This window comes from Nonomuraea sp. NPDC001684, from assembly GCF_053596515.1.
Map to the genome: position 1 here is coordinate 1 of NZ_JBSFGJ010000065.1, position 24047 is coordinate 24047.

A 24047-nucleotide genomic window follows, 5' to 3' on the forward strand; every position below is an offset into this window, starting at 1 on the left:
TCGCGCACCTCGTCGGCCCTGGCCTTGTACGCCGTGCGCAGCAGGTGGGAGTTGCGGGCGTTGAGGACGTCGACGTTGCGGTGGTAGGCGCGGGCCGGGGCCGGGGCCGGGGCCGGGGTCGAGTGCGGGGTCGGGGCCGGGGCCGCGGGTTCGGGGGGAGGTGGGGAGGCCGGGGTGCTGGTCGTGGCGAATCACGTGTCGTGGCTGGACCCGCTGGTCGTCGCGGCCGCGGTGCCCGCGCGCCCGCTGGCCAAGCGGGAGATCGCCGCCTGGCCGGTCGTCCGGACGCTGGCCGCGGGCTCGGGCGCGCTGTTCATCGACAGGGAACGCCTGTCCGCGCTGCCGTCGGCGGTCGCCGCCGTGGCCAGGGCGCTGCGGGCGGGCGACACCGTCGTGGCCTTCCCCGAGGGCACCACGTGGTGCGGGCTCGGCATGGGCGACTTCCGGCCGGCGGTGTTCCAGGCGGCGATCGACGCGGGCGCCGCCGTACGGCCCGCCACGCTGCGCTACCGCGAGGACGGCCGGCCCTCGACCCGCGCCTGCTACGTGGGCGAGGACTCGCTGCTCGCCTCGGTGCTCCGGGTGACCGCGACCCAGCGGCTGGCCGTCGAGGTGCGCCTGCTGGCCCCCCTGCGCGCCGCGCCGCCGGCCGGCCGCCGGCGGGCGCGGGCCGCCCTGGCCAGGGACGCCGAGGCCCTGGTACGCGCCGCGATGGACGGTCCTCCCACGCGGGGGAGGACCGCCGCTCACTTGCCGAAGCCCGCGGTCAGCCCGCTGAGCAGCTGACGGCGGCCCACCACGTAGAGGATCAGGATGGGCAGCGTGGTCAGGACGACCGAGGCGAGCACGGCGGGCACGTTCACGCTGTACTGGCCCTGGAACGTCCACAACGCCAGCGGCAGCGTGCGCTTGTCCGGGCTCTGGGTCAGGATCAGCGGCAGCAGGAAGCCGTTCCAGATCGTCAGCGCGTTGTAGATCGTCACCGTCACCACGGCCGGACGGGTCAGCGGGAAGGTCAGCCGCCAGAGCATGCCCCAGTCGGTGGCGCCGTCCAGCCGCATCGACTCGAACAGCTCCTTGGGCACGTCCCTGATGAAGTTGGACAGCACCAGCACCGACAGCGGGATCGCGAACGCGATGGAGGGCAGGATCATGCCCAGCAGCGAGTCGTACAGGTGCAGCCGGATGATGATCAGGTAGATCGGGATGATCGTGGCCTGGAGCGGGATCGCCAGTCCCATCAGGAACAGCGAGTTCACCCCGCGCAGGAACCGCCCGCCGCCGCGCACGATCGCGTACGCCGCCATGAACGACACCCCGACGGCCGGGATCACCGCGCCGAGGGTGACGAGGAGGCTGTTCAAGAAGTACAGGGCGAAGTCCGACTCCAGCACCAGCCGGTAGGCCCCCAGCGTCGGCTCCGCCGGCGGCGCGAGCGGGTTGGAGGCGTAGTAGGAGCTCTGCTCCTTGAAGCTGGTGATGACGATCCAGTAGATCGGCACCACCACGATCGCCAGCCAGATCCACCCGGCGACCCCGGCCACCCAGTTGCGGCGGGCGGCGGCCGGGCCGCCCGCCCGCCGGGACGCCCCGGCGGCCCGCCGCGCCGGCTTGGTCAGCGTCGTCGCCATGTCAGGCCCCTTCCAGCTGGCTCGCCGAGGCGTCGCGGCCGCCCAGGCGGCGCAGCAGCAGCGCCAGCGCCAGGCCCACGAGGACGAGGATGACCGCGATCGCGCTGGCCGGGCCCATCAGGTTGGCCTGGAACCCCCGCTTGTACATGTCCAGGGCGAGCACCCGGGTGGCGTCGCCGGGCCCGCCCGCGGTCAGCACGAAGATCAGGTCGAAGAACGTCAGCGACCCGACCACCATCAGCGTCGAGGACGTGATGATCGTGTACTTGAGCTGCGGCAGCGTGATGCTGAAGAACGTGCGCACCCGGCCCGCGCCGTCGAGCTGGGCGGCCTCGTACATCGAGCGCGGGATCTGCCGCACGCCGCCCTGGTAGATCAGCGAGTGGAACGGGATGAACTGCCACGACACCACGAAGATCACCACGCTGAAGGCGAGGACGGGCTCGCCCAGCCAGTCCTGGGCCAGCAGGTCGAGGCCGAGCCCGGCGCCGAGCCCGAAGTTCGGGTCGAGCAGCGCCTTGTAGGTGATGGCGATGGCGGCCGAGCTGAGCAGCAGCGGGATGAAGTAGAACACCGACAGCACGGCCCGGTAGCGCTGCCGACCGGCCAGGAACACCCCGAGCAGGATGCTGGCCGGCGTCTGCACCGCCCAGGACGCGGCCATCACCAGGAACGTCACCCACAGTGCGTGCGGCAGCCCGGGGTCGGCGAGCACGGCCTGCCAGCTCGACAGGCCGGCGAAGCCGATGTCGCCCAGCCCGTCCCAGGAGGTGAAGCTGAGGACGAGGACCCCGATCAGCGGGATCACGCCGAAGGCGACGAAGAGCAGCAACGCCGGGACGGCCAGCCAGGCGAGGGCGCTGCGGCCCCCTCGCCCGGCCGCCGCCGGCGCCCGCCGCCCGGCGGGGATCGGGATCACGCTCACTTGCCGATGACCGCGTTCATGTTCGTCTGGAACTGCTGCGGCGAGATGGACAGCTGGAACAGCTTGGCGATGTTGTCCAGCAGCACCTCGGCGGCGGTCGGGCTGAGCGCCTGGTCCCACGACTGGGCGAAGGTCTTGGCGTTGCTGGCGATGCCGTAGACGAACTTCAGGAACTCGGCGTCGGGGGAGGAGGCGAAGGCCGCGTCGGCGCCCTTGACGATCGGCACGGCCCCCGTGTCCGCCCACTCCTTGACCTCGGTCTGGTCGAGCACGCCGCTGGTGAAGAACTTCTTGGCGATCTCCTTCTGCTCGGGGGTGGCCTTGGCGGAGATCGACAGGTACTGGCCGGGGTTGCCGACGGTGTTGCTCGGGTCGCCCTTGCCGCCGTCCACGGGCGGGAAGTTCATGTAGCCGAGGTGGCCGCCGGGGACGAAGTCGCCGCCGTCGTTCTTCATGCCGCCGTACGTCCAGCCGCCGTGCAGCATCATCGCGGCCTTGCCGGTGTAGAGCAGCGCCTGGTCGGCGTTGGAGTCGGCGGTGATGGAGGAGAAGCCCTTGATGAAGCCGTTCGCCTTGATCAGGTCCTGCATCTTGGTCAGGGCGTCGAGGGCGGCGGGGTGGGACCAGGCGTCCTTCTGGCCCTCGAACACCGCCTGGAACACCTCGGGGCCGCCGATCCGGTCGAACAGGAACTCCAGCCACATCATGTTGGTCCAGCGCGACTGGCCGCCGAGCGAGAACGGCGCGATGCCCTTGGCGTTGATCTTGGGCACGATGTCCATGATCTCGCCCCAGGTCGTCGGCGGCTGCACGCCGACCTTCTCCAGCACCTCCTTGTTGTAGTACAGGACGATCGGCTGCACGGTCTCGCACGGCATCGCGTAGATCTTGCCGTCCACGGTGGCCGCGCCGAAGGAGGAGGGGAACAGCCGGTCCTTGACGGCGGCGTTCTCGGAGAACCAGGACGTGAGGTCTTCCACCTGGCCGGCCTGCACGTAGCTGCGCAGCGTGCCGCCGCCCCAGCCCCAGATCAGCGTGGGGGCCTGGCCGGCGCCGATGGCCGTCTTGATCTTGGTCTTGTAGGCGTCGTTCTGGAACGCCGTGCCCTCGATCTGGGTGTTGGGGTTGGCCTTGTTGAAGCGCTCGATCGCCCGGCGGCGCACGCCTTCCTGCGGCTCGACCGACAGGTACCAGTAGGTGGCCTTGGCGCCGCCGCCGCCACCGCCGGTCGGTCCGCCGCCACCGGCGCGGGTGGGGCCCGACGTGCCGCAGGCGGCGAGCGCGGCTCCCAGGGGCAGCCCCATCGAGAGGCTGAGGAAGGTGCGGCGAGAGGTTGTCCTGGTCTCCACGCTGATCTCCGTACTCGAATGCCGTGGCCTGGCCGCGGCTCGGTTGTCCTTGGGACGCGTTGGCCGGCGGTCGGATCGGCAACCCCCCAATGCCGCTCGTTCGCTCGCCGTTGAGTGAACTAGTCGAAACATTTGCGACATGACCGCGCGGCACGTCAATCTAGATTTCGACCATTTCCCTGTCAAGACCTCTGTCGCGGAAACGGAGCTGGGCGGCGGCCGGGCCGGTGTAGTAATCTCGCGCGGGCATCTAGCTGGCTATTCTGCCCCAGTTGCGGCATTGTGCAGGTGGCGGGCCCAGCTCCGAAATGTTTCGAAACTTTGCGGCAGAACTCTTGAAGGAGTGCAGTTCATGACGGCTCTAGATCGGACCCCGGCAGATCGGGTCCTCGGTCCGTGGCTGGACCCGGCGCTTCCCGTGGCCGAGCGCGTCGAGGCCCTCCTTCAGGAGTTGACGCTGGAGGAGAAGGTCGCCCAGCTCGGCAGCCGGTGGGTGGGCAACGACATGGCGCACGAGGAGGCGGCCCCCGCCCCCGACCCGGACGGCACGGGCACCCACAACGTGGCCCCCATGCAGGACGTTTTCGCCGCCTCCGGCACCGTGCCCCTGGGCGAGGCCGCCCGGCACGGGCTCGGCCACCTGACCCGCGTGTTCGGCAGCGTCCCGGTGACGGTGGCCGAGGGCGCCGCCGAGGTGGTGCGGCTGCAACGCGAGGTCGTCGGGCTGTCCAGGCTAGGCATCCCCGCCCTCGTGCACGAGGAATGCCTGACCGGTTTCACCACCTACGGCGCCACCGTCTACCCGGCGGCCATCGCCTGGGCCGCCACCTTCGACCCCGGCCTGGTCGAGCGCATGGCCGCGGCCATCGGCCGGGACATGCGTGCCGTGGGCGCCCACCAGGGCCTGTCCCCGGTGCTCGACGTGGTCCGCGACTACCGGTGGGGCCGGGTCGAGGAGACGATGGGCGAGGACCCGTACCTCGTCTCGATGCTCGGCGCGGCGTACGTGCGCGGCCTGGAGAGCGCCGGCGTGATCGCCACGCTCAAGCACTTCGCCGGGTACTCGGCCTCGCGGGCCGCCCGCAACCACGGCCCGGTCCCGATGGGCCGCCGCGAGCTGATGGACATGATCCTGCCGCCGTTCGAGGCGGCGATCACCCTGGGCGGCGCCCGTTCGGTGATGAACTCCTACTCCGACGTCGACGGCGTGCCCGCCGCCGTCGACTCCTGGCTGCTGACCGAGCTGCTGCGCGAGGAGTGGGGGTTCACCGGCACCGTCGTGTCCGACTACTGGGCGGTCCCGTTCCTGGCGACCATGCACCAGGTGGCCGCCGACCCGGCGGACGCGGGCGCGCAGGCGCTGGCCGCCGGCGTGGACGTCGAGCTGCCCGACACCCTCGGCTTCGGCGCCCACCTGGTCGAGCGGGTGCGCCGGGGCGAGCTGCCCGAGTCGCTGATCGACCGCGCCGCGCGCCGGCTGCTCACCCAGAAGGTGCAGCTCGGCCTGCTCGACCCCGGCTGGACGCCGGAGGGCTCGGTCGCCGGCGCGCCGGACGTCGAGCTGGACTCGCCCGCCAACCGCGCCCTCGCCCGCGAGCTCGCCGAACGCTCGATCGTGCTGCTCGACCCCGGGACGGCGCTGCCGCTGCGCGCGGGCCTCGGCCGGATCGCCGTCGTCGGCCCGTGCGCCGACGACCCGCGCACGTTCATGGGCTGCTACGCCTTCCCCAACCACGTGCTGCCCCGCTACCCCGGGCTCGGGCTCGGCGTCGAGGCCCCGACCGTGCTGGACGCGCTGCGCGCCGAGCTGCCCGCCGCCGAGATCGTGCACGAGCCGGGCTGCGCGGTCCAGGGCGGCGACCGGTCCGGGTTCGCCGCGGCGGCCGCCGCCGCCCGCGCGGCCGACCTGTGCGTCGCGGTCGTGGGCGACCTGGCCGGGCTGTTCGGCCAGGGCACGTCGGGCGAGGGCTGCGACGCCGAGGACCTGCGGCTGCCCGGCCTCCAGGCCGACCTGCTGGCCGAGCTGTTCGCGACGGGCACGCCGGTCGTCGTGGTGGTCGTCTCCGGCCGCCCGTACGCGCTGGGCGAGGCGCACGCCGGAGCCGCCGGGCTGGTCCAGGCGTTCATGCCGGGAGAGGAGGGCGGCGGGGCGATCGCCGGTATACTGAGCGGTCGTGTCCAGCCTGGAGGCAAGCTTCCCGTGCAGATACCCCGCCATCCTGGCGGGCAGCCGGGCACCTACCTGCAGCCCCCGCTCGGAGCCGACAGCAAGGGCATCAGCAACCTCGATCCCACCCCGCTGTTCCCCTTCGGGCACGGCCGCTCCTACACCTCCTTCGAGGTCGGCGACCTGCGGATCAGCGCGGCCGAGGTCCCGACCGACGGCGAGTTCACCGTCTCGGTCCGCGTCGCCAACACCGGCGGCCGGGCGGGCGACGAGGTCGTGCAGCTCTACCTGCACGACGTCCTCGCCCAGGTCACCAGGCCGGTGAAGCAGCTCACCGGCTTCGCCAGGGTGCGCCTCGAACCGGGCGAGAGCAGGCGGGTCTCCTTCCTCGTCCACACCGACAGGACCGCCTTCACCGGGCGCGACCTGCGGCGCGTCGTGGAGCCGGGAGACGTCGAGGTGCTCGTCGGCACGTCCGCCGCCGACCTGCCGTGCCGCGGCGTGGTCCGGCTGACCGGGCCGGCGCGGCCCGCCGGCGCGGGCAGGCGGCTGGTCACACCCGTGGAGATCCGAGGAGGAACAGATGCCGGCTCCTAGGCGCGCCACGCTGGCCACCGTCGCGGCCTCGGCCGGCGTGTCCGTCGCCACCGTCTCCAAGGTGCTCAACGGCCGCAGCGACGTGGCCCCGGCGACCCGTTCGCTGGTGCAGTCGCTGCTCCAGCAGCACGACTACGTGCCCGCCACGCCGCGCCGCGGCGAGGCGGGCGGCCCCGCCACGGTCGAGGTGCAGTTCGACGACGACCTCAACGCCTACTCCACCGAGATCATCCACGGCGCGATCGAGGCCGGCGACGAGCTGGAGACGTCGGTCGTCGTCAGCATCAGGAAGAGCCAGCAGCGCACCGGCGGCTGGGCGCGCGACCTGGTCGCCGCCGGGCGGCGGGCGCTCATCGTGGTGACCAGCGAGCTGACCGGCGCGCAGCTCGGGGCGCTGACGCGGGCCCGGCTGCCGCTGGTCGTGATCGACCCGCTCAACCTGCCGACCACGAGCGTGACCAGCGTCGGCTCGACGAACTTCGCCGGCGGCCTGACCGCCACCCAGCACCTGCTGTCGCTGGGCCACCGCCGCATCGCCTACATCGGCGGCCCGCCGACCTCGGCCTGCAACCAGGCCCGCCTGCACGGCTACCGCGCGGCGCTGGAGGCGGCCGGCGCGCCCGAGCCGCCCGGCTACGTGCGCACCGCCCACTTCCACTACCAGGACGGCCTGGTCAACGGCGCGAGCGTGCTCGACCTGCCGGAGCCCCCGACCGCGATCTTCGCCGGCTGCGACGAGATCGCGCTCGGGGTCATGGAGGCCGCCAGGTCGCGCGGCCTGCGCATCCCGGAGGACCTGAGCATCGTCGGCTTCGACGACACCCAGATCGCCCGGATGGCCTCGCCGCAGCTCACCACCGTGCGCCAGCCGCTGCGCGAGATGGGCCGGGCGGCCCTGCGCACCGCGCTGCGGCTGGCGGCCGGCGAGCGCATCGACTCCCACCACGTCGAGCTGGCGACCGAGCTGGTGGTGCGCGGCTCGACCGCCCCGGCGGCGCCTACGGAAGGCTGAAGGCCAGGAACACCGACCCGTACGGGTTCGGGTACGGCGTGAAGGAGTACCCGGACTGGACGAACAGCATGCCGTGCGACACCACGGCCCCGCCGCCGCCCGAGACGGCCCCGCCGCGCCCGGTCAGGCCGTTGACCCCTGGCACCTCCTGCATGGTGTCGTAGGCCCACACGACCTCGCCGGTGCGCGCCGAGTAGGCCCGCATCTTGCCGTCCATGCTGCCCTCCCAGACCAGGCCGGGCGTGCTGGAGACGGCCGGGGTGTGGCCGAGGCGGCAGACGTTCGGGTACTGGGCCGCGCCGCCGGTGGCGCAGCCGTCGGCCGGGTTGGGCGTCTCCCACAGCAGGTGCCCGGTGGCCGGGTCGAGGGCGAACAGGGTGCCGGGCTGGGCCATGTACGTGGCCACGTACAGGCGCTGCCCGTCGAAGGAGGTGCCCCACTGGACGCCGGACAGGCCGCCGCCGGGCATCGGCTTGGACAGCTGCCGCTGCCAGACGATCTTCCCGGTCCGGGCGTCGAGCACGTGGTACACGCCCGCCTTCTGCCCGATGCCGACCAACGGCCGCCCGCCCGCCCGGAACAGGTTGGGCGCGGCCCCGAGGTCGAAATCGAGCGCGGTGCCGTCGGGGAGGTTGGGGCAGTACTCGCGGTCCTCGGGGGTGGGCAGCGAGCACTCCAGCCGCCAGGTGTCCACGTCGGTCATCCGCCGGGTCCAGCGCGGGCGGCCGGTGTCGATGTCCAGCGCCAGCACCGAGTCGTAGTGGCCGGCGCTGCCGGTGTAGTTCTGGCCGGTGCCGACGTAGAGGGTGCGGGTGACCGGGTCGAGGGCGGGGGAGCTCCACACGCCGCCGCCCGAGGGGGCGTACCGGGGGACGCCGTTGGGCCAGGTGCCGTCCTGGCGGGCCTTCGGGACGGTGTCGAAGCGCCAGACCGGGCGGCCGGTGTCGGCGTCCATGGCGTCGAGGTGGCCGCGGAAGGTGCAGCAGGCGTGCTCCTTGCCGAGGATGTTCTCGCCGCTGGAGACGCCGACGTAGACGCGGTCGCCGAAGACCAGGGGCGAGCTGGTCACGATCGCCGTGACGGTGTCGTCGAGCCGGCGGGCCCAGGCCAGCCGGCCGGTGCGCTGGTCGACGGCGTAGAACCAGCCGCGCACGTCGCCGAAGTACACCTTGCCCCTGGCCACGGCCGGGCCGTCCTGCACCTGGGTGCGGCCGGTGCCGACGGTGGCCAGGTCGAACTCCCAGCGGGCGGCGCCGGTGGCGGCGTCCCTGGCGTACAGCTTGCCTTCGGGGGAGCCGAAGTACACGGTGTCGCCCACGACGGCGGGCTGGCTGCGCGGCGTGCCGGCCTCCTTGGGATAGGCGAAGGCCCACTTCAGCGCCAGGCCGCCGACCGTGCGCGGGTTGATCGCGCGTTCGGCCGCGTTGTGCCGCCAGCCCAGCGGGCCCTGCTGCCACATGGGCCAGTCGCCGCCGGTCGCCGCCTGCGCGGGCGCGGGGCCCTGCAGCAGCGCGAGGCAGAGCGCGGTCAGCAGCCGGATCATGAGGTCGCCTCCTTGTTCCAGAACGCGCACTGGTGCTGCCTGGCGATCTCCCGCGTCACCTGGCTGTCACCGGCCGGGGCCAGGGACATGACGGCGGGGTCGGTGCGGGTGTACCGGGGCCACAGCGGGGTCCCCTCCGCGCTCGGGTCGCCGGCACGGGCGAAGCCCGTCCACTGGGCGACGAGCTGGGCGCCGAAGGAGCGCTGGTTGGCGTCCAGGTCCTTGACGTCGGAGTAGAGGAAGGGCACCTCGCTGATGTGGAAGGCGCCGTTCGGCTTGGTCCGGTCGAGGAAGAACAGCGGTGGCGCGTCGGCGTTGTCCACCTGGAAGGCGTACACCGGGAGGTGCGCGGCCAGCCGTTCGTCGTTGAGCAGCGCCGGGCAGACCGAGTTGCTGTCGGCCACGATCGTCCGGTACGCGATGAACGCCGCCGGCGCGGGGAACCTGGCCAGCGGGTAGCGGGCGAGCACCTCGGGGGCGAGGGGGCCGTACTGCCGGCGGACCAAAGTCTCGTACTCGGCCGGGGTGTTCGCGGCGGGGAGCTGGACCTCGTCGCGGCCCACGCCGTGCATGAGGGCGACCTTGTTGACCTTGCCCCTGGCGAACGCCCGGGACGGCGACATGGTCAGGATGCGGCCGTCCACGATGGGGGCGATCGTCCCGCGGTCGGGGCCGAGCCCGTCGCCGGACTGGTCGAGCAGCGCCTTGACCGGCTTGGCCCGCAGGCACGCGGCCGGGTCGGCGGCCTGCTCGCAGCCCAGCGCGGCGGCGAACCGGCCGCCCTGGGCCTGCGCCTCGGCCTGCGTGGGCAGCTCGGCCTTGCAGTCCTGCGGCTGCCACAAGGTGTTCACGCCGCGCAGCGAGTTGTACTCGCCGCTCTGCACGATCCCCTTCTCGAACAGGCCCTTCGCGGTCGGCGACGCCGTGTGCGCGCAGACGCTCGACCCGCCGGCGCTGGCCCCGAAGATCGTCACGTTGCCGGGGTCGCCGCCGAAGCGGGCGATGTTGCGCCGCACCCAGCGCAGCGCCTCCTGCTGGTCGGACAGGGCGTAGTTGCCGGCGTTCCGGCCGAAGGCCCGGTGGGACAGGAAGCCCAGGACGCCCAGCCGGTAGCCGACGCCGACGTGCACGACGTCGCCGGCCTTCGCCAGGTAGGAGCCGTCGGAGGGGGCGCCGTACCGGAAGCCGCCGCCGTGGAACTCCACCATGACGGGCAGGTTCCGCGCCCCTTCGGGGGCGGCGACGTTGAGCTTGAGGCAGTCCTCGTCCTCGGAGGGGGAGCCGAGCAGCTCCGCCTGCGGGCACGGGCTGCCCCGCCCGGTGCCGGAGAACACGCCGGGCCAGGGCGCGGCCCGGCGCGCGGGCGTCCAGCGCAGGTCGCCGACGGGCGGGGCGGCGTAGGGGATGCCGAGCCAGGAGCGCAGGCCCTCGCCCGCGATCCCGCACACCTGGCCCGAGTCGGTGGTGACGGTCGTGCCGGGCTCGCAGGCGGGCGCGCCGCGCGGGGCCGCCTGCGAGGGCGGCGTCGTCAGGCTGAGCGACGCGATCACGACGAGCGCGCTCAGCCCTGGTCGGAGCTTCAACATGCGCAAGTTCCCTCGATGGATTGACACGGGATCTTGCGCATCGTGTCAAGGCGAGTCAGCCGGATCAATGGCGGCCGTCATACCGGACCGCCATCTCGCCCGTGTGATCACCGCGCACCGCCTCCGGCTAGCGGTCGCTCCACTTGATCTCGTACGGCTTGAGCGTCAGCTCCTTGCCGTCGACCGTCGTGGTGACCTGCTTGTCCGTGGTGTTGACCGCGAGGAGCTGCCGGGGCTGGGCCAGCACCCGCACCCGCGGGTCGGAGGAGGTGACCGGCTCCAGCTCGGCGCCCGCCGGGAACCAGCGGGTGAAGTCGCTCACCAGCTTGCCGGTGGGCATCAGCGCGCCCGTGCGCGGCTCCCACATGCAGGCCCGGCACTCGCCGTCCTTGGCCTGCGGGTTCCAGTACAGGGCCGTGCTCGCGCCGCTCCGGGCGAACTCCATCATCGAGACGGCCTGCACGGCCAGCCGCATGGGCTCGTCCCAGACGGTGCCGTCCTCGGGCACGAAGTACCACTCCGACCACCACACCGGCAGGTCGCCGGTCTTCTCGCGCAGCCACTTGGTGATCGCGCCGAACTTGCCCAGGGCGCCGAACGCGTCCGGCAGCAGCTCGTGGGTCTCGGTGGGGGAGGCGCCGTCCACGACGACGAAGTCGGCGCCCTTCTTGTTCTTGAACCAGTACTCGAAGGCGTCGAGGGCGTGCTGGTTGACCGCTCCCCACGGGCCGCGCAGCTCGGTGTCGCCCTTGCTGTCGCTGTCGAAGCCCAGGTACGGCCCGCCGATCTTGGCGTCCGGACGGACCGCCTTCACCGCGTCGTACACCTTGTTGTACAGCTCGGTGTAGCCCTTGTAGTCCGCGGGCTTCTTGTGGTCCCGCCAGAAGCCCTTGAACTCGTTCCAGACCATGAAGTACTTGACGTCCCGGTAGCGCTCGGCCACGGTCGCCGCCAGCTTGGCGAAGTCGTCGAAGTGCTCCGGGTACGGCGCGTCCTCCAGGTGCTCCTTCCAGGCCGACTCCTCGGTCGGGCCCTCGGGGCCGCCCTTCATCCAGTCGGGGGCGCAGCACAGCGTGATCACGCCGGTGCCGCCGGACTCCCGCATGAAGTTCGTCCGGCTGTCGAGGTCCTCCCAGAAGTACTCGCCCCGCCGCGGCTCGGGGTTGAGCGCCCCGAAGCCCATGATGTGCTGGTTCTGCAGCATCGGCGTCTCGGACAGTGCGCGGGCGACGTCCTGCTCCAGGCGCGGGGTGATGTTGTTGGCGCTGACGCCGGTGTGGGTCAGGCCCCAGCGCGGCCAGTCGGCGTCCACGGGCGGCGGCTTCAGCGCCTCGGCGGTGGCGGCGGGCGAGGACGCCGGCGGCGGCTGGGCGCCGGTGGTCTCCTGGCCGGCGGTGGCGCCGAGGGAGCAGCCGGCCGCGAGCAGCGCCATGGCGGCGAACCCCATGACGCAGGTGGCCAACCGGCCAGAACGCCGCGCCGCCGCCCTCCCGCTTACTGTTGACACCTGAATCCCCACCTGGTCCTCGGCGCTTTTTGCCTAGAGCGTTCCATGCCCCCGCAAACGCGGCAAACCAGTGGGCCGGATTCACAGCCAAGCGTTATCTCGCGGACACGGCGGCGCTTCCGGCGCCCCTGGCGCGCCGGAAGGCCGCCGCGTCCCGTCCCTAGCGGCCCTGCAGGCCCTTGACGTTGTCCCCGAACGTCCAGCCCTTCGAGCCGTCCCAGTTGATCGACCAGGTCATCAGGCCCTTGAGCTGGCCGTTGAAGGCGTTCCAGCCCTGCGAGACCAGCGAGGGGGCCATGTACCCGCCACCGGCGCCCGGCTGCGCGGGCAGGCCCGGCACCTGCTTGTCATAGGGCACGGTGATCGTCGTGCCCTGGATGGTCAGGCCGTTGTTCAGGCAGGTGGTCTGCACGGTGAAGCCCTGCACGGTGCCGGCGGAGTAGGAGTCGCCGGAGCAGCCGTACATGCTGCCGTTGTAGTACTGCATGTTCAGCCACCACAGGCGGCCGTTGTCGGCGTACTTCTTGATGATCGGCAGGTACGCGCCCCAGATCGACCCGTACGTCACGCTGCCGCCCGTCACGTACGCCGTCTCCGGCGCCATGGTCAGGCCGAACCCGGCCGGCATCTGGGCGAGCACGCCGTCGATGATCCGGATGAGGTTCGACTGCGAGGCGGAGAGCTGGGTGATGCTGCCGCCGCCGGTCAGGCCGGTCTCGATGTCGATGTCGATGCCGTCGAAGTTGTACTTCTTCAGGATCGGCACGACGGTCGCCACGAACCGGTCGGCGACGGCGCTGGAGCCGAGGTCGATGCCGGCCGCCGCGCCGCCGATGGACATGAGGATCGTCGCGCCCGCGGCCTTGGCCTGGCACATCTCGGCCGGGGTGGCGACCTTGACGGTGGCGTCCATGCCGTCCTCCCACAGCACGGTGCCGTCGGAGCGGATGACGGGGAACGCGGCGTTGATCACGTTGTAGCCGTGCGCCTTGATGCGCGGGTCGGTGATCGGGATCCAGCCGAGCGGCGGGTGCACGCCGTTGATCGCGCCGTCCCAGTTCTCCCAGTAGCCCTGGATCACCTTGCCGGCCGGCCGCGGCTTGGTCGGGCAGGTGGTGTCGGTCGGCGTCACCGTGGGGGTCACGGTCGGCGTGACCGTGGGGGTCACCGTGGGGGTCACGGTCGGGGTCACCGTGGGCGTGACGGTCGGCGTCACGGTCGGGGTGACCGTCGGCGTGATCGTGGGGGAGGCGGTGCCGCCGGGGCCGTCGAAGCTGACGTCGTCGGCGTAGTAGGTGCCCTGCCCGTACCAGCCGTGCAGGAAGATGACCGCGCTGCTCTGGCTCGCGGTGGTCGTGAACGACACGGTGAGCTGCGTGTACGCCCCCGCCGACGACGTCCAGGAGGAGGAGCCGCCGGTCACGCCGAGGTAGACGTAGCTGCCGCGCACCCACGCGCTCAGCGTGTACGTCGTGCTCGGCCGCACCGACACCGACTGGGTGCACTGCGCGGTGTCGGACCCGCTGGCCGCCGCGGCCAGCGCCTTGGTGCCGGAGTGGACCGGGGTGGAGACCACCGACCCCAGCCCGCCGGTGCACGACCACGGCGACAGGGATCCGGCCTCGAAGTCCGGATTGGTGAGGAGGTTGGCCGCCTGGGCGGAGGTCTGGACGACGAGGACGCCCAGTGCCGCCAGGACGGAGGCCAGCAGCACGACGAGGAGACGGCGCGTTCGCTTCATGGTGGACAACCCTTTCGTCGCCCGAGCGCGGGCCCGCGACCAGCGGGTTCATCGGATTATGTAAAGAAACTTTAAAGTTGTCCACGGAGCTTGCATACCATTTGGGTCATATCGCGGACGTGCCGTCCGAGCCCCCGCGGACCCGGACGGCACGTCGGGGACGGGCTCAGTTCACGTCGAGGGTGAACGTGCTCGTCGTGTTGCGGATGTTCGTCGCGTTGTCGCTCAGCCGCAGATTGCCGAACGTCGCCGAGCCGACCGCCGGGCCCTGCCCCGGCTCGGGCAGCTCGTTGACCCAGATGCCGAAGCCCGACTTGGCGTCGAAGGCGTCGCCGCTGCGGTGGGCCCCCGAGATCGACACGTTCGTGAACACGGTGTCGGTGACCGGGTTCAGCGGCGTGCTCGGGCTGGAGTAGCCGGTCTGGAACATGATCCCGCTGTAGGTCGGGTCCACGATGTCCACGTCGGTGACCCGGATCGCGGTGAACTTCTTGGACGCGGAGAAGATCCACATCGCCGGGAACGTCTGCTGTCCCCAGAAGTGCCCGCCGGCGCGGACGAGCGAGATGTTCTCGAACTTCGTCTGGCCCGGCCCGAAGTCCCGCATCGGGATGCCGAAGTCCAGCGAGCTGATCGTGATGCCCGAGTAGACCAGGGTGTCGGCGATGTAGGCGTTGCGCACGACGTTGTTCTGGCCGCCGTACACCGCGACGCCCGCGGCCCGCCAGGTCAGCAGCGAGGTGATGTTCTCGAAGACGTTGCCCGACTGGTCGGCGTTGACGTTGTCGATCGCCGCGAACAGCGCGAAGCTGTCGTCGCCGGTGGCCCGGGTCTCGACGTTGGTGATCAGGTTGTTCGTGCTGCCGTTGGTGAAGTTCGCGCCGTCGGCGAAGGTGTTCCTGATGCGCGAGTTCCTGATCGTGACGTGGTCGACGTTCGTGCCCCAGAACATGCAGATCTGGTGCTCGACCCAGAGGTCGTCGATCGTGATGTTCGAGATCTTCGACAGGTCGAAGATCTTGCCGGGGCCGTCGATGCGCGAGGTGTAGTTGCCGAAGTGGGCGAACCCGGCGAACGTCGAGCCGTTCGACGACGCCTCGGTGCGCCAGCCGACGTCGGTGCCGTCCTGGCCCGAGGGCGAGACGAACCTGGTGTACCAGGGGCCCGCGCCGACCACCTTGACGGCCTTGCCGTACACCTGGAACTTGCCCGTCGTCTGGTACGTGCCCGCGGGCAGGTAGACGCCGGTCAGGTTGGCGTCCTGGCGCGCCTTGTCCAGCGCGTTCTGCACGTCCTGCTGGGAGAACCCGGCCGGCACGGCGTAGTGCGCCGGGTCGGGGTTGGCGGCCGGCGAGACCTGCTCCAGGCTGACGAAGTCGATGGCGTAGGTCGTGCTGTTGGCCGGGTCCTTCTGCAGCCTGATCCTGCTGCCCTTGGGGACCGTGGCGTTCAGCATGACGTTGGCCTCGTCGTAGATGTGGCGGGCCGGGCCGGCGCCGGGGGAGTTGCCGGGGCTCGCCTCCGCGCCGTACAGCCAGGCGTACTTCGAGGTCAGGTCGATGGCCTTGTGGAAGGCGCCGTTGACGTAGACGTTCAGGGTCGAGCTCGTGCCGCCGCCGCCCGGGGCGTCCGGGATGGAGAAGCGGGTGACCAGGGTGTTGGTGTCGGCCTTGGTGGTCCACTCGACGTAGGAGCCGTTCTGGCTCAGCGTCACCGCGCGGCGGCCCGACGCCTCGCCGGCCACCGTGCCGACGTCCCTGCTCGGGCCGACGACCTGCGCGCCGCCGCCGGTCACGCCGTCCTCGGCCTCGTAGGTGTCGTACGGCATGTTCGCGCCGCGGCCGACGAAGAGCTGCTGGACGCTGGTGTTGTTGGCCTGCTTGACCGGCAGCTCGTTGGCGTCGTTCGCGATGACGGTCTTCACCGTGTACCTGCCGTTGGCGGCCGTCCAGGTGCCCAGGGACACGGGGGCGGTGGTGGCGCCGGCCGCGATCGAGCCGCTGTGGGCGCCGGTCAGAGTCCTGACCACCGTGCCCGCCTCGTTCGCGACGGTCAGCGTGACGCCGTGCGCGCCGGCGGCGGAGGCCACCGTGCCCTGGTTCCTGATCGCGACCGAGAAGGCGACCGCGCTGCCGGCGGCCGGGTTGCCCGGCGTCCAGGAGACCGGCGCGGCGACCAGGTCGGAGGTGTCCACCGGCTTGACGACCAGCGGGGACGGGCCGGTGAGGGAGTTGTTGGACTCGTTCTGCTCGATGACGGTCCCGGCGTCGTCGGCCTTGGCGGTGACGGGGTAGCTGCCGGCGTCCCGGGCGCCGATGTTCGCGGTCACGGTCGCCGAGGCGCCCGCGGCCAGCGCGCCCACGTTCGCGGTGGCGACCTTGCCGGCGCCGAGGGAGAAGGCGACGTCGGTCGCGGCCGACGCCGCGTTGCCGGCGTTCCTGACCACGGCCGACAGCGTGACCGCGTCGGTCTCCACCGGCGCCTGCGGCGACCAGGACAGGGAGGTCACGGTCAGGTCGGGGTTCGGCGCGGGCACGCCCATGACCTGCAGCTCGGCCACCTGCCCCGCCGGGGCCCCGGTGTTGGCCGTGAACGAGAGCCGCACGTCGGCCACCCGCGCGCCGACCGGCACCGTGACCGTGTTGCCCGAGCCCGGGTCGAACGTGTAGGCCGCCGAGGAGACCAGGTTCGTGAACCCCGAGGCGCCCTGCTCCCTGCCGAGCACCTGGAACGTCTGGGTGCGGGTGCTCCACACGGCGGCCGGGTCCAGCCTGACCACGACCGAGGAGACGTCGGCGTTCGCGCCGAGCTGCACGGTCAGCGTGTTCGGATAGCTGCCGCCCGCGCCCTCCCAGTACGTCGTCACGCTGTTGTCGTTGGCGTTGGCGGCGACGTAGGTGTGCACGTAGGAGGAGGCGGTGACGGGCTTGCCGGCGGCCAGGTTGGAGCCGCCGCCACCGCTGCCGGTGCGGGTGACGGTGTTGCTCGCCGGGGACTGGTTGCCCGCCGCGTCCCTGGCCTTGACCTGGTAGGAGACCGTCAGCGTGCCGGGCTGGGCATCGGTGTAGGTCAGCACGTTCCCGGCGACGCTGCCGCGCAGCGCGTTGTTGGCGTAGACGTCGTAGCCGGTCACGCCCACGTTGTCGGTGGCGGCGGTCCAGGTCAGCTTGATCTGCCCGGCGACCGGCTCGGTGAAGGCCAGGCCGCCGGGCGCGGACGGGGCCTGGGTGTCGCCCGAGCCGGGGCCGCGCACCTCGAACTCCGAGACCTGGGCGGCGGGCCAGCCGGTGTTGGCGGTGACGGTCACCCGGACGTACCGGACGGTCGCCGCGGTGAAGGTGATCGTCGCCGCCGGGGCGAACGTGCGCACGGCCGAGGCCGAGAGCGTCGTGAGCGGCGAGCCTTCGGTGCCGCCCTGCACCGTCAGCGTCTGCGTCCTGGACTCCCACGCGGAGGGCAGCTTCAGGACCACCTCGTTCACGCTGACGGCCGAGCCGAGGTCCACCTGGATCCACTGGGGGAAGGCGTTGTTGGCGCTCTCCCAGTAGGTGGCCTGGTCGCCGTCGGTGGCGTTGCCGCCGCCGTAGACGTCGGTGGTGCTGCTCACCGTGACCGGTTTCCCGGCCGCCAGGTTCGGGCCCGCGGCCGCGGCCGGTGGGGCCGTCCAGCCGATCAGGGCCAGGGCGACGGCCACGGCCGCCGCGAGCGGTCGTAAGAGGGAGGGCTTGCGTCTCATGGGGGGTGTCACCTCTCGTCGGGCTGGGAGGGTTGCCCGCACCTTAAGTTGACTCCTAGAAATCCGCAATGTTTCTACTTCGTTTCGCAAATAATCGACTATGACGTGATTTCGCGGGCGCGGCGAACGAAGCAGGTCGTGACCCCTGCGGAAGCGGCGGAAATCCCGCCCATCGCCCGCAAGAATGGGCGCAAGCTGTTGCAAGTCTTTGCGGGATTGGCCGTATAGTTTGCGCATGACCCGACGACTCGGAGACGTGGCCAAGAAGGTCGGCATGAGCGAGGCGACCGTGAGCCGGGTGCTCAACGGCAAGCCCGGCGTGTCGGAGGCCACCAGGGAGGCCGTGCTCACGGCCCTCGACGTGCTCGGGTACGAGCGCCCCACCCGGCTCCGCGGCGACCGCGCCCGGCTGGTCGGCCTGGTGCTGCCCGAGCTGCAGAACCCGATCTTCCCGGCCTTCGCCGAGGTCGTCGGCGGCGCCCTGGCCCAGCAGGGCTTCACCTCCGTGCTGTGCACCCGCACGGTCGGCGGGGTCAGCGAGGCCGACTACGTCAGCCTGCTGCTCTCCCAGCAGGTCAGCGGCGTCGTCTTCGCCGGCGGCCACTACGCCCAGGCCGACGCCTCCCACGAGCACTACGAGCTGCTCTACGAGCGCAAGCTGCCGACCGTCCTGGTCAACGCCGCCGTCGAGCACCTGGGATTCCCGCAGGTGTCGGCCGACGACGTGGTGGCCGCCGAGATCGCGCTCGGCCACCTGTGCAGCCTCGGCCACGAGCGGGTGGGCCTGGTGCTCGGGCCGCGCGACCACGTGCCGTCCCGGCGCAAGCTCGCCGCCGTGGCGGGGCAGGTCGATCCCGCGCTGGTCGAGCACAGCATGTACTCGCTGGAGGGCGGCCACGCGGCGGCGGCCAGGCTGGTCGCCCGGGGCGTGACCGGCATCGTGTGCGCCAGTGACATGCTCGCGCTCGGCGCGGTGCGGGCCGTGCGCCGGGCCGGCCTGTCGGTGCCGGCGGACGTCTCGGTCGTCGGGTTCGACGACTCGGCCCTGATGAACTGCACCGACCCGCCGCTGACCACCGTGCGGCAGCCGATCGACGCCATGGGCCGGGCCGCCGTCGACCTGCTCATCGCGCAGATCGACAAGCACGTGGTGCCCGCCGACGAGCTGCTCTTCGACCCGGAGCTGGTGGTCAGGGCCTCGACGGGACGGGTTCGCGGCTCGTCCTGAGAACGTCTTCCGGTGACCTAGTCGTTATCTTGCAACCCCATGTCGAAACATTGCGGACATCTGAGGGATCTGCCATTGTGAGCGCACAGCGGGGCGCCTCACCGTCCCCCGGCTTCGTCAAGCTTCGGAAGGGTCAGATCGATGAAGAGATCGGACTATCGCAGGACTGTGGGGCTGCTCGTGGCGGCAGGCCTGAGCATGAGCGCCGTGGCCTGCGGCAGTGGCGACGACACCAAGCCCGAGGCGCAGGGCAGCGCCTCCGGCGCCGCGCAGGTGAGCATCACCGTCGCCTGCCAGCCCGCGAAGTCCGCCCCCAAGGAGCGGCAGGCCTGGGACGACGACGTGGCCGCCTTCATGAAGGCCAACCCCGCCGTGACGGTCAAGAGCACCGACCAGCAGCCCTGCTTCGACCCCAAGACCTTCGGCCCGAAGCTGGCCGGCGGCCAGATGGAGACCGTGTTCGTGGTGCCGGTCACCAACTACGGCGACGTGATCGCCAAGGGACAGGGCCTGGACATCACGCCGTACACCGGTGAGATCAAGAACTGGAACGACCTGCGCCAGGACGTCCGCGACCTGGTCACCAAGGACGGCAAGGTCTACGGCGTCCCCAACGTCCACTACAGCGTCGGCCTGGTCTACAACCGGGCGCTGTTCACCAAGGCCGGGCTCGACCCCAACAGCCCGCCCAAGACCTGGGCCGAGGTCCGCGAGGCGGCCAAGAAGATCGCCGCGCTCGGCGGCGGCGTCATCGGCTACGGCGAGTACTCCGGCGGCAACACCGGCGGCTGGCACTTCAACCAGGCCCTGTACGGCCGCGGCGGCGACATGGTCTCGGCCGACGGCAAGACCGCCGCGTTCAACTCGCCCGAGGGCAAGGCCGTGCTGCAGTTCCTCAAGGACCTGCGCTGGGTGGACAAGAGCACCGGCGCCAAGCTGTTCAACGCCTGGGAGCCCCTCATGCAGGCCATGGGCTCGGGCAAGGTCGGCATGATGCTCGGCGCCCCCGACGTCGTCACCGACGTGGTCAACAAGTTCAAGGGCGCCGCCACCGACTACGGCATCACCGGCTTCCCCGAGGCCAAGGCGTCGCTGAGCGGCGGCGAGGCGTTCTTCGTCAACCCCAAGGCCACGCCCGAGCAGGCCAAGGCCGGCCTGGCCTGGGTGAACTTCCGCTTCAACACCGTCGACAAGGGCCGCTTCGACTTCGCCCGCGGCAAGTCGCTCGGCAACCCGGTCGGCGTGCCCGACAACGACGTCTACGGCGCCTCGCCCACCGGCAAGGCCATCCAGGACGCCCGCAAGGCCAACGCCACCCTGCCGGTGGAGAACTACCAGCCGTACGTGGACGCCTCGGCCACCATCCCGCCCAAGATGGAGCCGCCGCACGCCCAGGAGCTCTACGCCATCCTCGACGTCGCCATGTCGGCCGTGCTGAGCCGCGAGGACGCCGATGTCGACCAGCTCCTCGCGGACGCCGAGACCAAGGCGAACGCCATGCTCGGCAAGAGCTGAGCGGAACGTGAGACCGGGGCGCCGCACCCGCCGGCGCCCCGGTACGTCGAGTCGGTGATCGGAGACACCCCATGAGCATTGCGACCGCCGGAGCCGCGCGACGGCCGAGGCCGCCCTCGCCGTTGCGCCGGGCGTTGCGAAGGAACCTGACGGCCTACGGGTTCATGGTCGGGGCGCTGTTCTGCTTCGTCCTGTTCTCCTGGTATCCCATCGTCCAGGAGTTCATCCTCAGCTTCCAGAAGACCGATCTGGTCAACGAGCCGGAGTGGGTCGGGCTGGACAACTTCAGGGCCGCCTTCGCCGACCCCGCCTTCGGGCCCGCGTGGCTGAACACGCTCATGTTCACCGTCCTCGCGCTGGTGCTCGGCTACGGGTTGCCGTTCGCGGTGGCGATCCTGCTCAACGAGCTCCGCCACTGCCGGGCCTACCTGCGGTTCGTGGTGTACCTGCCGGTCATGCTGCCCCCGGCCGTCGCGGTGCTGCTCTTCCGCTGGTTCTACGACCCCGACGTCGGCCTGTTCAACCAGATCCTCGGCTTCTTCTCGCTGCCCGGACTCAACTGGATCTACTCGACCGACACCGCGCTGCTCTGCCTGGTGCTCGTCTCGACCTGGATGAACATGGGCTCGGCGACCCTGATCTACCTCGCCGCGCTGCAGAACATCCCGCCCGACCTCTACGAGGCCGCCGAGCTCGACGGCGCCGGCGTCTGGAAGCGGATCCGGCACATCACGATCCCCCAGACCCGGCTGATCCTGCTGCTCATGCTGATGTTGCAGATCGTCGCGACCATGCAGGTCTTCATCGAGCCGTACCTGCTCACCGGCGGCGGCCCGGAGAACGCCACCGCCACCGTCGTCTTCCTGATGTTCCAGCAGGCGTTCACCTACAGCGACTACGGCGCGGGCGGCGCGCTGGGGATGATGCTCATGGTCGTGCTGCTCGCCTTCGCCGCCGTGCAGCTCCGGCTGACCCGCGAGGAGAAGGGCTGACCATGTCGAACGCCACCCTGCGTCGCCCCGCCGCGCCGCCCTCGCCAGGGCGCCGGGCCAGGAGACGGCCGCCCAGGCGCATCGAGGTGCAGTTCCGCACGATCATCTCCCCGCACCAGCTCAACAGCCGGTGGGGACGGCGGGTCTACTGGACGGTCCTGGTCGCGACGGTCGTCACGTTCACGGTCGTGTTCCTCCTGCCGATGTACTGGATGATCACCGGCGCGCTGAAGTCGGCCGAGGAGTTCGCCCAGGTGCCGCCCACGCTCTTCCCGAAGGAGCTGAACTTCGGGAAGTTCCTGGAGTCGTGGGAGCTGTTCGACATCGGCACGCTGCTGAAGAACACCGTCCTGTACGCCGGCGGCGGCTGGCTGATCACCATGTCGGTCGACGTCGCCGCCGCGTACGCGCTGTCGAAGCTGCGCCCGGCGTTCGGCAACGTCATCCTCGGCGCCATGCTGGCCACGCTGATGATCCCGCCGATGGTCGTGCTCATCCCCACCTATCTCGCCATCCACGACGTGCCGGTCCTCGGCTGGGACCTGCTGAACAACCCGTGGGGCCTGTGGCTGCCCGCCGCGGCCAACGGCTTCAACATCTTCCTGCTCAAGAGGTTCTTCGACTCCATCCCCCGCGAGCTGCTCGAAGCCGCCCAGATCGACGGCGGCGGCCCGTTCCGCATCCTGTGGTCGGTGGTGCTGCCGGTCTCCCGCCCGATCCTCGGCGTGACGTCGATCTTCACGATCGTCACCTCGTTCAAGGACTTCATCTGGCCGCTGCTCGTCATGAGCGACAGCGAGAAGATGACGCTCAGCGTGGGCCTGGCCCAGACCGCCGGAGCCGTGTCGCAGGACCAGGTCATGGGCGGCCTGGTGATCGCCAGCATCCCGACCGTCATCGTCTTCTTCATCTTCCAGCGGCACATCATGGCGGGACTCACCGCCGGCAGCCTCAAGGGCTGAGTGCCTCCACCTATGGCAAGGAGTTGTCTTCAGCATGTCCGAAACGTGGTGGCGGGGAGCCGCGATCTATCAGGTCTACCTGCGCAGCTTCGCCGACGGCAACGGTGACGGCGTGGGCGACCTGGCGGGGCTGCGGGCACGTTTGCCGTACCTGTCGGCGCTCGGGGTGAACGCGATCTGGCTCAACCCCTGGTATCCGTCGCCGCTGGCCGACGGCGGGTACGACGTGGCCGACTACCGGGACATCGACCCCGTGTTCGGCACCCTGGCCGAGGCGGAGGAGCTCATCGCCGAGGCGCACGCCCTGAACATCAGGATCATCATCGACGTGGTGCCGAACCACAGCTCGACCGCGAGCGCGTGGTTCCGGGAGGCGCTGCGCGACCCGTCCGTGCGCGACCGGTTCTGGTTCCGGGACGAGCCCGGCGAATGGCAGTCGATCTTCGGCGGCCCCGCCTGGACCCAGGTGCCCGACGGCCAGTGGTACCTGCACCTGTTCGACCCCGGCCAGCCCGACCTCAACTGGACCAACCCGGACGTCCACCGCGAGTTCCACGACGTGCTGCGCTTCTGGTACGACCGCGGCGTGGACGGCATCCGCATCGACTCGGCCGCCCTGCTCGCCAAGCCCGACGGCCTGACCGGCTCGTACGAGGACCTGGACGAGGTCCACGACGTATACCGGAGCTGGCGCCTGATCAACGACGAGTACGACGGCCGCGTCCTGGTCGGCGAGGTCTGGCTGCCCGACCAGGAGCGCCTGGCCCGCTACCTGCGCTCCGACGAGCTGCACACCGTCTTCAACTTCCCGTTCCTGGCCTGCCCCTGGGAGCCCGCCGGGCTGCGCCAGGTGATCGAGCAGACCCTCGCCACCCACGCCCCGCTCGGCGCCCCGCCCACCTGGGTGCTGTCCAACCACGACGTCGCCCGCGTCGTCACCCGGTACGGCCGCGCCGACACCTCCTGGGACCACGGCGACCGCAGGGACGGCGCCCCCTCCGACCTGGAGCTCGGCTACCGCCGGGCGCGCGCGGCGGCGCTGCTGGCCATGGCGCTGCCCGGCGGCATCTACATCTACCAGGGCGAGGAGCTGGGCCTGCCGGAGGTGGACGACATCCCCGACGAGCTGCGCCAGGACCCGATGTGGCGGCGCTCGAACCACACGGTGAAGGGCCGCGACGGGTGCCGGGTGCCGCTGCCGTGGTCGGGCGACGAGCCGCCGTTCGGCTTCGGCACGGCCACGCCGTGGCTGCCGCAGCCGGACGCCTGGAACAAGCTCACCGTCGAGGCCCAGACCGCCGACCTGGGCTCGATGCTCAACCTCTACCGGGACGGGCTGCGCATCCGTGCCGAGCGGCTCGGCGACGGCACGCTCACCTGGCTCGACCTCGGGCCCGACGCGCTCGCCTTCACCCGGGACTCCGGTCTGACCTGCGTGGTCAACCTGGGCGCCGACCCGGTGCCGCTGCCCGCCCACGGCACGGTCCTGCTGGCCAGCGGCGCCCTGGACGGCGACCGCCTGCCCACCGACACGGCGGCCTGGCTGGCCTGACACC

General features: G+C 71.3%; 16 protein-coding genes. 8 read left to right on the top strand and 8 right to left on the bottom strand.

What is annotated here, in order from left to right:
* The first annotated feature begins 174 nt into the window (after window positions 1-174).
* On the top strand, window positions 175-786 hold the full coding sequence (locus tag ACWCSD_RS15325; RefSeq protein ID WP_449915418.1) for a lysophospholipid acyltransferase family protein: 612 nt from the start codon (window positions 175-177) through the stop codon (window positions 784-786).
* Here ACWCSD_RS15325 and ACWCSD_RS15330 read toward each other — a convergent pair.
* The 3 genes from ACWCSD_RS15330 to ACWCSD_RS15340 are packed head-to-tail and all read right to left on the bottom strand — an operon-like array spanning window position 747 to window position 3905.
* Window positions 747-1631: a carbohydrate ABC transporter permease gene (locus tag ACWCSD_RS15330; RefSeq protein WP_397219053.1), complete on the bottom strand. Its 885-nt coding sequence runs from the start codon at window positions 1629-1631 to the stop codon at window positions 747-749. The two genes, ACWCSD_RS15325 and ACWCSD_RS15330, sit on opposite strands and share 40 nt — an antisense overlap.
* A 1-nt stretch (window position 1632) precedes the next feature.
* Complete coding sequence (locus ACWCSD_RS15335; protein ID WP_449915423.1) at window positions 1633-2556, bottom strand: carbohydrate ABC transporter permease; 924 nt, start codon at window positions 2554-2556, stop codon at window positions 1633-1635.
* Window positions 2553-3905, bottom strand: a complete 1353-nt coding sequence (locus ACWCSD_RS15340; RefSeq protein WP_397160312.1) for an extracellular solute-binding protein — start codon at window positions 3903-3905, stop codon at window positions 2553-2555. The genes ACWCSD_RS15335 and ACWCSD_RS15340 overlap by 4 nt, the downstream gene beginning before the upstream one ends.
* A 352-nt stretch (window positions 3906-4257) precedes the next feature.
* Here ACWCSD_RS15340 and ACWCSD_RS15345 point away from each other — a divergent pair, with 352 nt between their 5' ends.
* Both ACWCSD_RS15345 and ACWCSD_RS15350 read left to right on the top strand, forming a co-directional pair.
* Window positions 4258-6669, top strand: a complete 2412-nt coding sequence (locus tag ACWCSD_RS15345) for a glycoside hydrolase family 3 N-terminal domain-containing protein (RefSeq protein ID WP_449915427.1) — start codon at window positions 4258-4260, stop codon at window positions 6667-6669.
* A complete protein-coding gene (locus ACWCSD_RS15350; protein ID WP_449915429.1) occupies window positions 6656-7681 on the top strand; it encodes a LacI family DNA-binding transcriptional regulator in 1026 nt (341 codons plus the stop codon). Before ACWCSD_RS15345 ends, ACWCSD_RS15350 begins: the two co-directional genes overlap by 14 nt.
* On the opposite strand, the gene ACWCSD_RS15355 is transcribed toward ACWCSD_RS15350, so the two are convergent.
* The 5 genes from ACWCSD_RS15355 to ACWCSD_RS15375 all read right to left on the bottom strand — a co-directional run bounded on the left by ACWCSD_RS15355 (window position 7668) and on the right by ACWCSD_RS15375 (window position 17794).
* Entirely contained in the window at window positions 7668-9224 is a 1557-nt protein-coding gene (locus tag ACWCSD_RS15355; protein ID WP_449915432.1) for an outer membrane protein assembly factor BamB family protein, read from the bottom strand. The two genes, ACWCSD_RS15350 and ACWCSD_RS15355, sit on opposite strands and share 14 nt — an antisense overlap.
* Window positions 9221-10810 carry a carboxylesterase/lipase family protein gene (locus ACWCSD_RS15360; RefSeq protein ID WP_449915435.1) on the bottom strand — a complete coding sequence of 530 codons (1590 nt, stop codon included), beginning with the start codon at window positions 10808-10810 and terminating at the stop codon, window positions 9221-9223. The genes ACWCSD_RS15355 and ACWCSD_RS15360 overlap by 4 nt, the downstream gene beginning before the upstream one ends.
* Window positions 10811-10937: 127 nt before the next feature.
* Window positions 10938-12272 carry a xylan 1,4-beta-xylosidase gene (locus tag ACWCSD_RS15365; protein WP_397160303.1) on the bottom strand — a complete coding sequence of 445 codons (1335 nt, stop codon included), beginning with the start codon at window positions 12270-12272 and terminating at the stop codon, window positions 10938-10940.
* A gap of 205 nt (window positions 12273-12477) precedes the next feature.
* Window positions 12478-14058 carry a carbohydrate binding domain-containing protein gene (locus tag ACWCSD_RS15370; RefSeq protein ID WP_449915438.1) on the bottom strand — a complete coding sequence of 527 codons (1581 nt, stop codon included), beginning with the start codon at window positions 14056-14058 and terminating at the stop codon, window positions 12478-12480.
* 166 nt (window positions 14059-14224) lie between these two features.
* Window positions 14225-17794, bottom strand: a complete 3570-nt coding sequence (locus ACWCSD_RS15375) for a galactose-binding domain-containing protein (protein ID WP_449915440.1) — start codon at window positions 17792-17794, stop codon at window positions 14225-14227.
* Window positions 17795-18029: 235 nt separating this feature from the next.
* On the opposite strand from ACWCSD_RS15375, the gene ACWCSD_RS15380 reads away from it, so the two are divergent.
* The 5 genes from ACWCSD_RS15380 (at window position 18030) to ACWCSD_RS15400 (ending at window position 24043) form a co-directional block, all read left to right on the top strand.
* The gene (locus tag ACWCSD_RS15380; protein WP_449915442.1) at window positions 18030-19022 is read left to right on the top strand and encodes a LacI family DNA-binding transcriptional regulator; all 993 of its coding nucleotides are present in this window, start codon (window positions 18030-18032) and stop codon (window positions 19020-19022) included.
* A gap of 141 nt (window positions 19023-19163) precedes the next feature.
* Window positions 19164-20537 carry an extracellular solute-binding protein gene (locus tag ACWCSD_RS15385; RefSeq protein ID WP_449915445.1) on the top strand — a complete coding sequence of 458 codons (1374 nt, stop codon included), beginning with the start codon at window positions 19164-19166 and terminating at the stop codon, window positions 20535-20537.
* 71 nt (window positions 20538-20608) lie between these two features.
* On the top strand, window positions 20609-21529 hold the full coding sequence (locus ACWCSD_RS15390) for a carbohydrate ABC transporter permease (RefSeq protein WP_352325894.1): 921 nt from the start codon (window positions 20609-20611) through the stop codon (window positions 21527-21529).
* Window positions 21530-21531: 2 nt separating this feature from the next.
* Window positions 21532-22491, top strand: a complete 960-nt coding sequence (locus ACWCSD_RS15395; RefSeq protein WP_358292594.1) for a carbohydrate ABC transporter permease — start codon at window positions 21532-21534, stop codon at window positions 22489-22491.
* 34 nt (window positions 22492-22525) lie between these two features.
* Window positions 22526-24043, top strand: a complete 1518-nt coding sequence (locus tag ACWCSD_RS15400; protein ID WP_449915448.1) for a glycoside hydrolase family 13 protein — start codon at window positions 22526-22528, stop codon at window positions 24041-24043.
* The last annotated feature ends 4 nt before the right edge of the window (window positions 24044-24047 follow it).

Excerpts from the sequence above, each read along its gene's own strand:
- ACWCSD_RS15330 (WP_397219053.1), bottom strand. The coding sequence starts at position 1,631 with ATGGCGACGACGCTGACCAAGCCGGCGCGGCGGGCCGCCGGGGCGTCC.
- ACWCSD_RS15345 (WP_449915427.1), top strand. The coding sequence starts at position 4,258 with ATGACGGCTCTAGATCGGACCCCGGCAGATCGGGTCCTCGGTCCGTGG.
- ACWCSD_RS15350 (WP_449915429.1), top strand. The coding sequence starts at position 6,656 with ATGCCGGCTCCTAGGCGCGCCACGCTGGCCACCGTCGCGGCCTCGGCC.
- ACWCSD_RS15355 (WP_449915432.1), bottom strand. The coding sequence starts at position 9,224 with ATGATCCGGCTGCTGACCGCGCTCTGCCTCGCGCTGCTGCAGGGCCCC.
- ACWCSD_RS15360 (WP_449915435.1), bottom strand. The coding sequence starts at position 10,810 with ATGTTGAAGCTCCGACCAGGGCTGAGCGCGCTCGTCGTGATCGCGTCG.
- ACWCSD_RS15370 (WP_449915438.1), bottom strand. The coding sequence starts at position 14,058 with ATGAAGCGAACGCGCCGTCTCCTCGTCGTGCTGCTGGCCTCCGTCCTG.
- ACWCSD_RS15375 (WP_449915440.1), bottom strand. The coding sequence starts at position 17,794 with ATGAGACGCAAGCCCTCCCTCTTACGACCGCTCGCGGCGGCCGTGGCC.
- ACWCSD_RS15380 (WP_449915442.1), top strand. The coding sequence starts at position 18,030 with ATGACCCGACGACTCGGAGACGTGGCCAAGAAGGTCGGCATGAGCGAG.
- ACWCSD_RS15385 (WP_449915445.1), top strand. The coding sequence starts at position 19,164 with ATGAAGAGATCGGACTATCGCAGGACTGTGGGGCTGCTCGTGGCGGCA.
- ACWCSD_RS15390 (WP_352325894.1), top strand. The coding sequence starts at position 20,609 with ATGAGCATTGCGACCGCCGGAGCCGCGCGACGGCCGAGGCCGCCCTCG.
- ACWCSD_RS15395 (WP_358292594.1), top strand. The coding sequence starts at position 21,532 with ATGTCGAACGCCACCCTGCGTCGCCCCGCCGCGCCGCCCTCGCCAGGG.
- ACWCSD_RS15400 (WP_449915448.1), top strand. The coding sequence starts at position 22,526 with ATGTCCGAAACGTGGTGGCGGGGAGCCGCGATCTATCAGGTCTACCTG.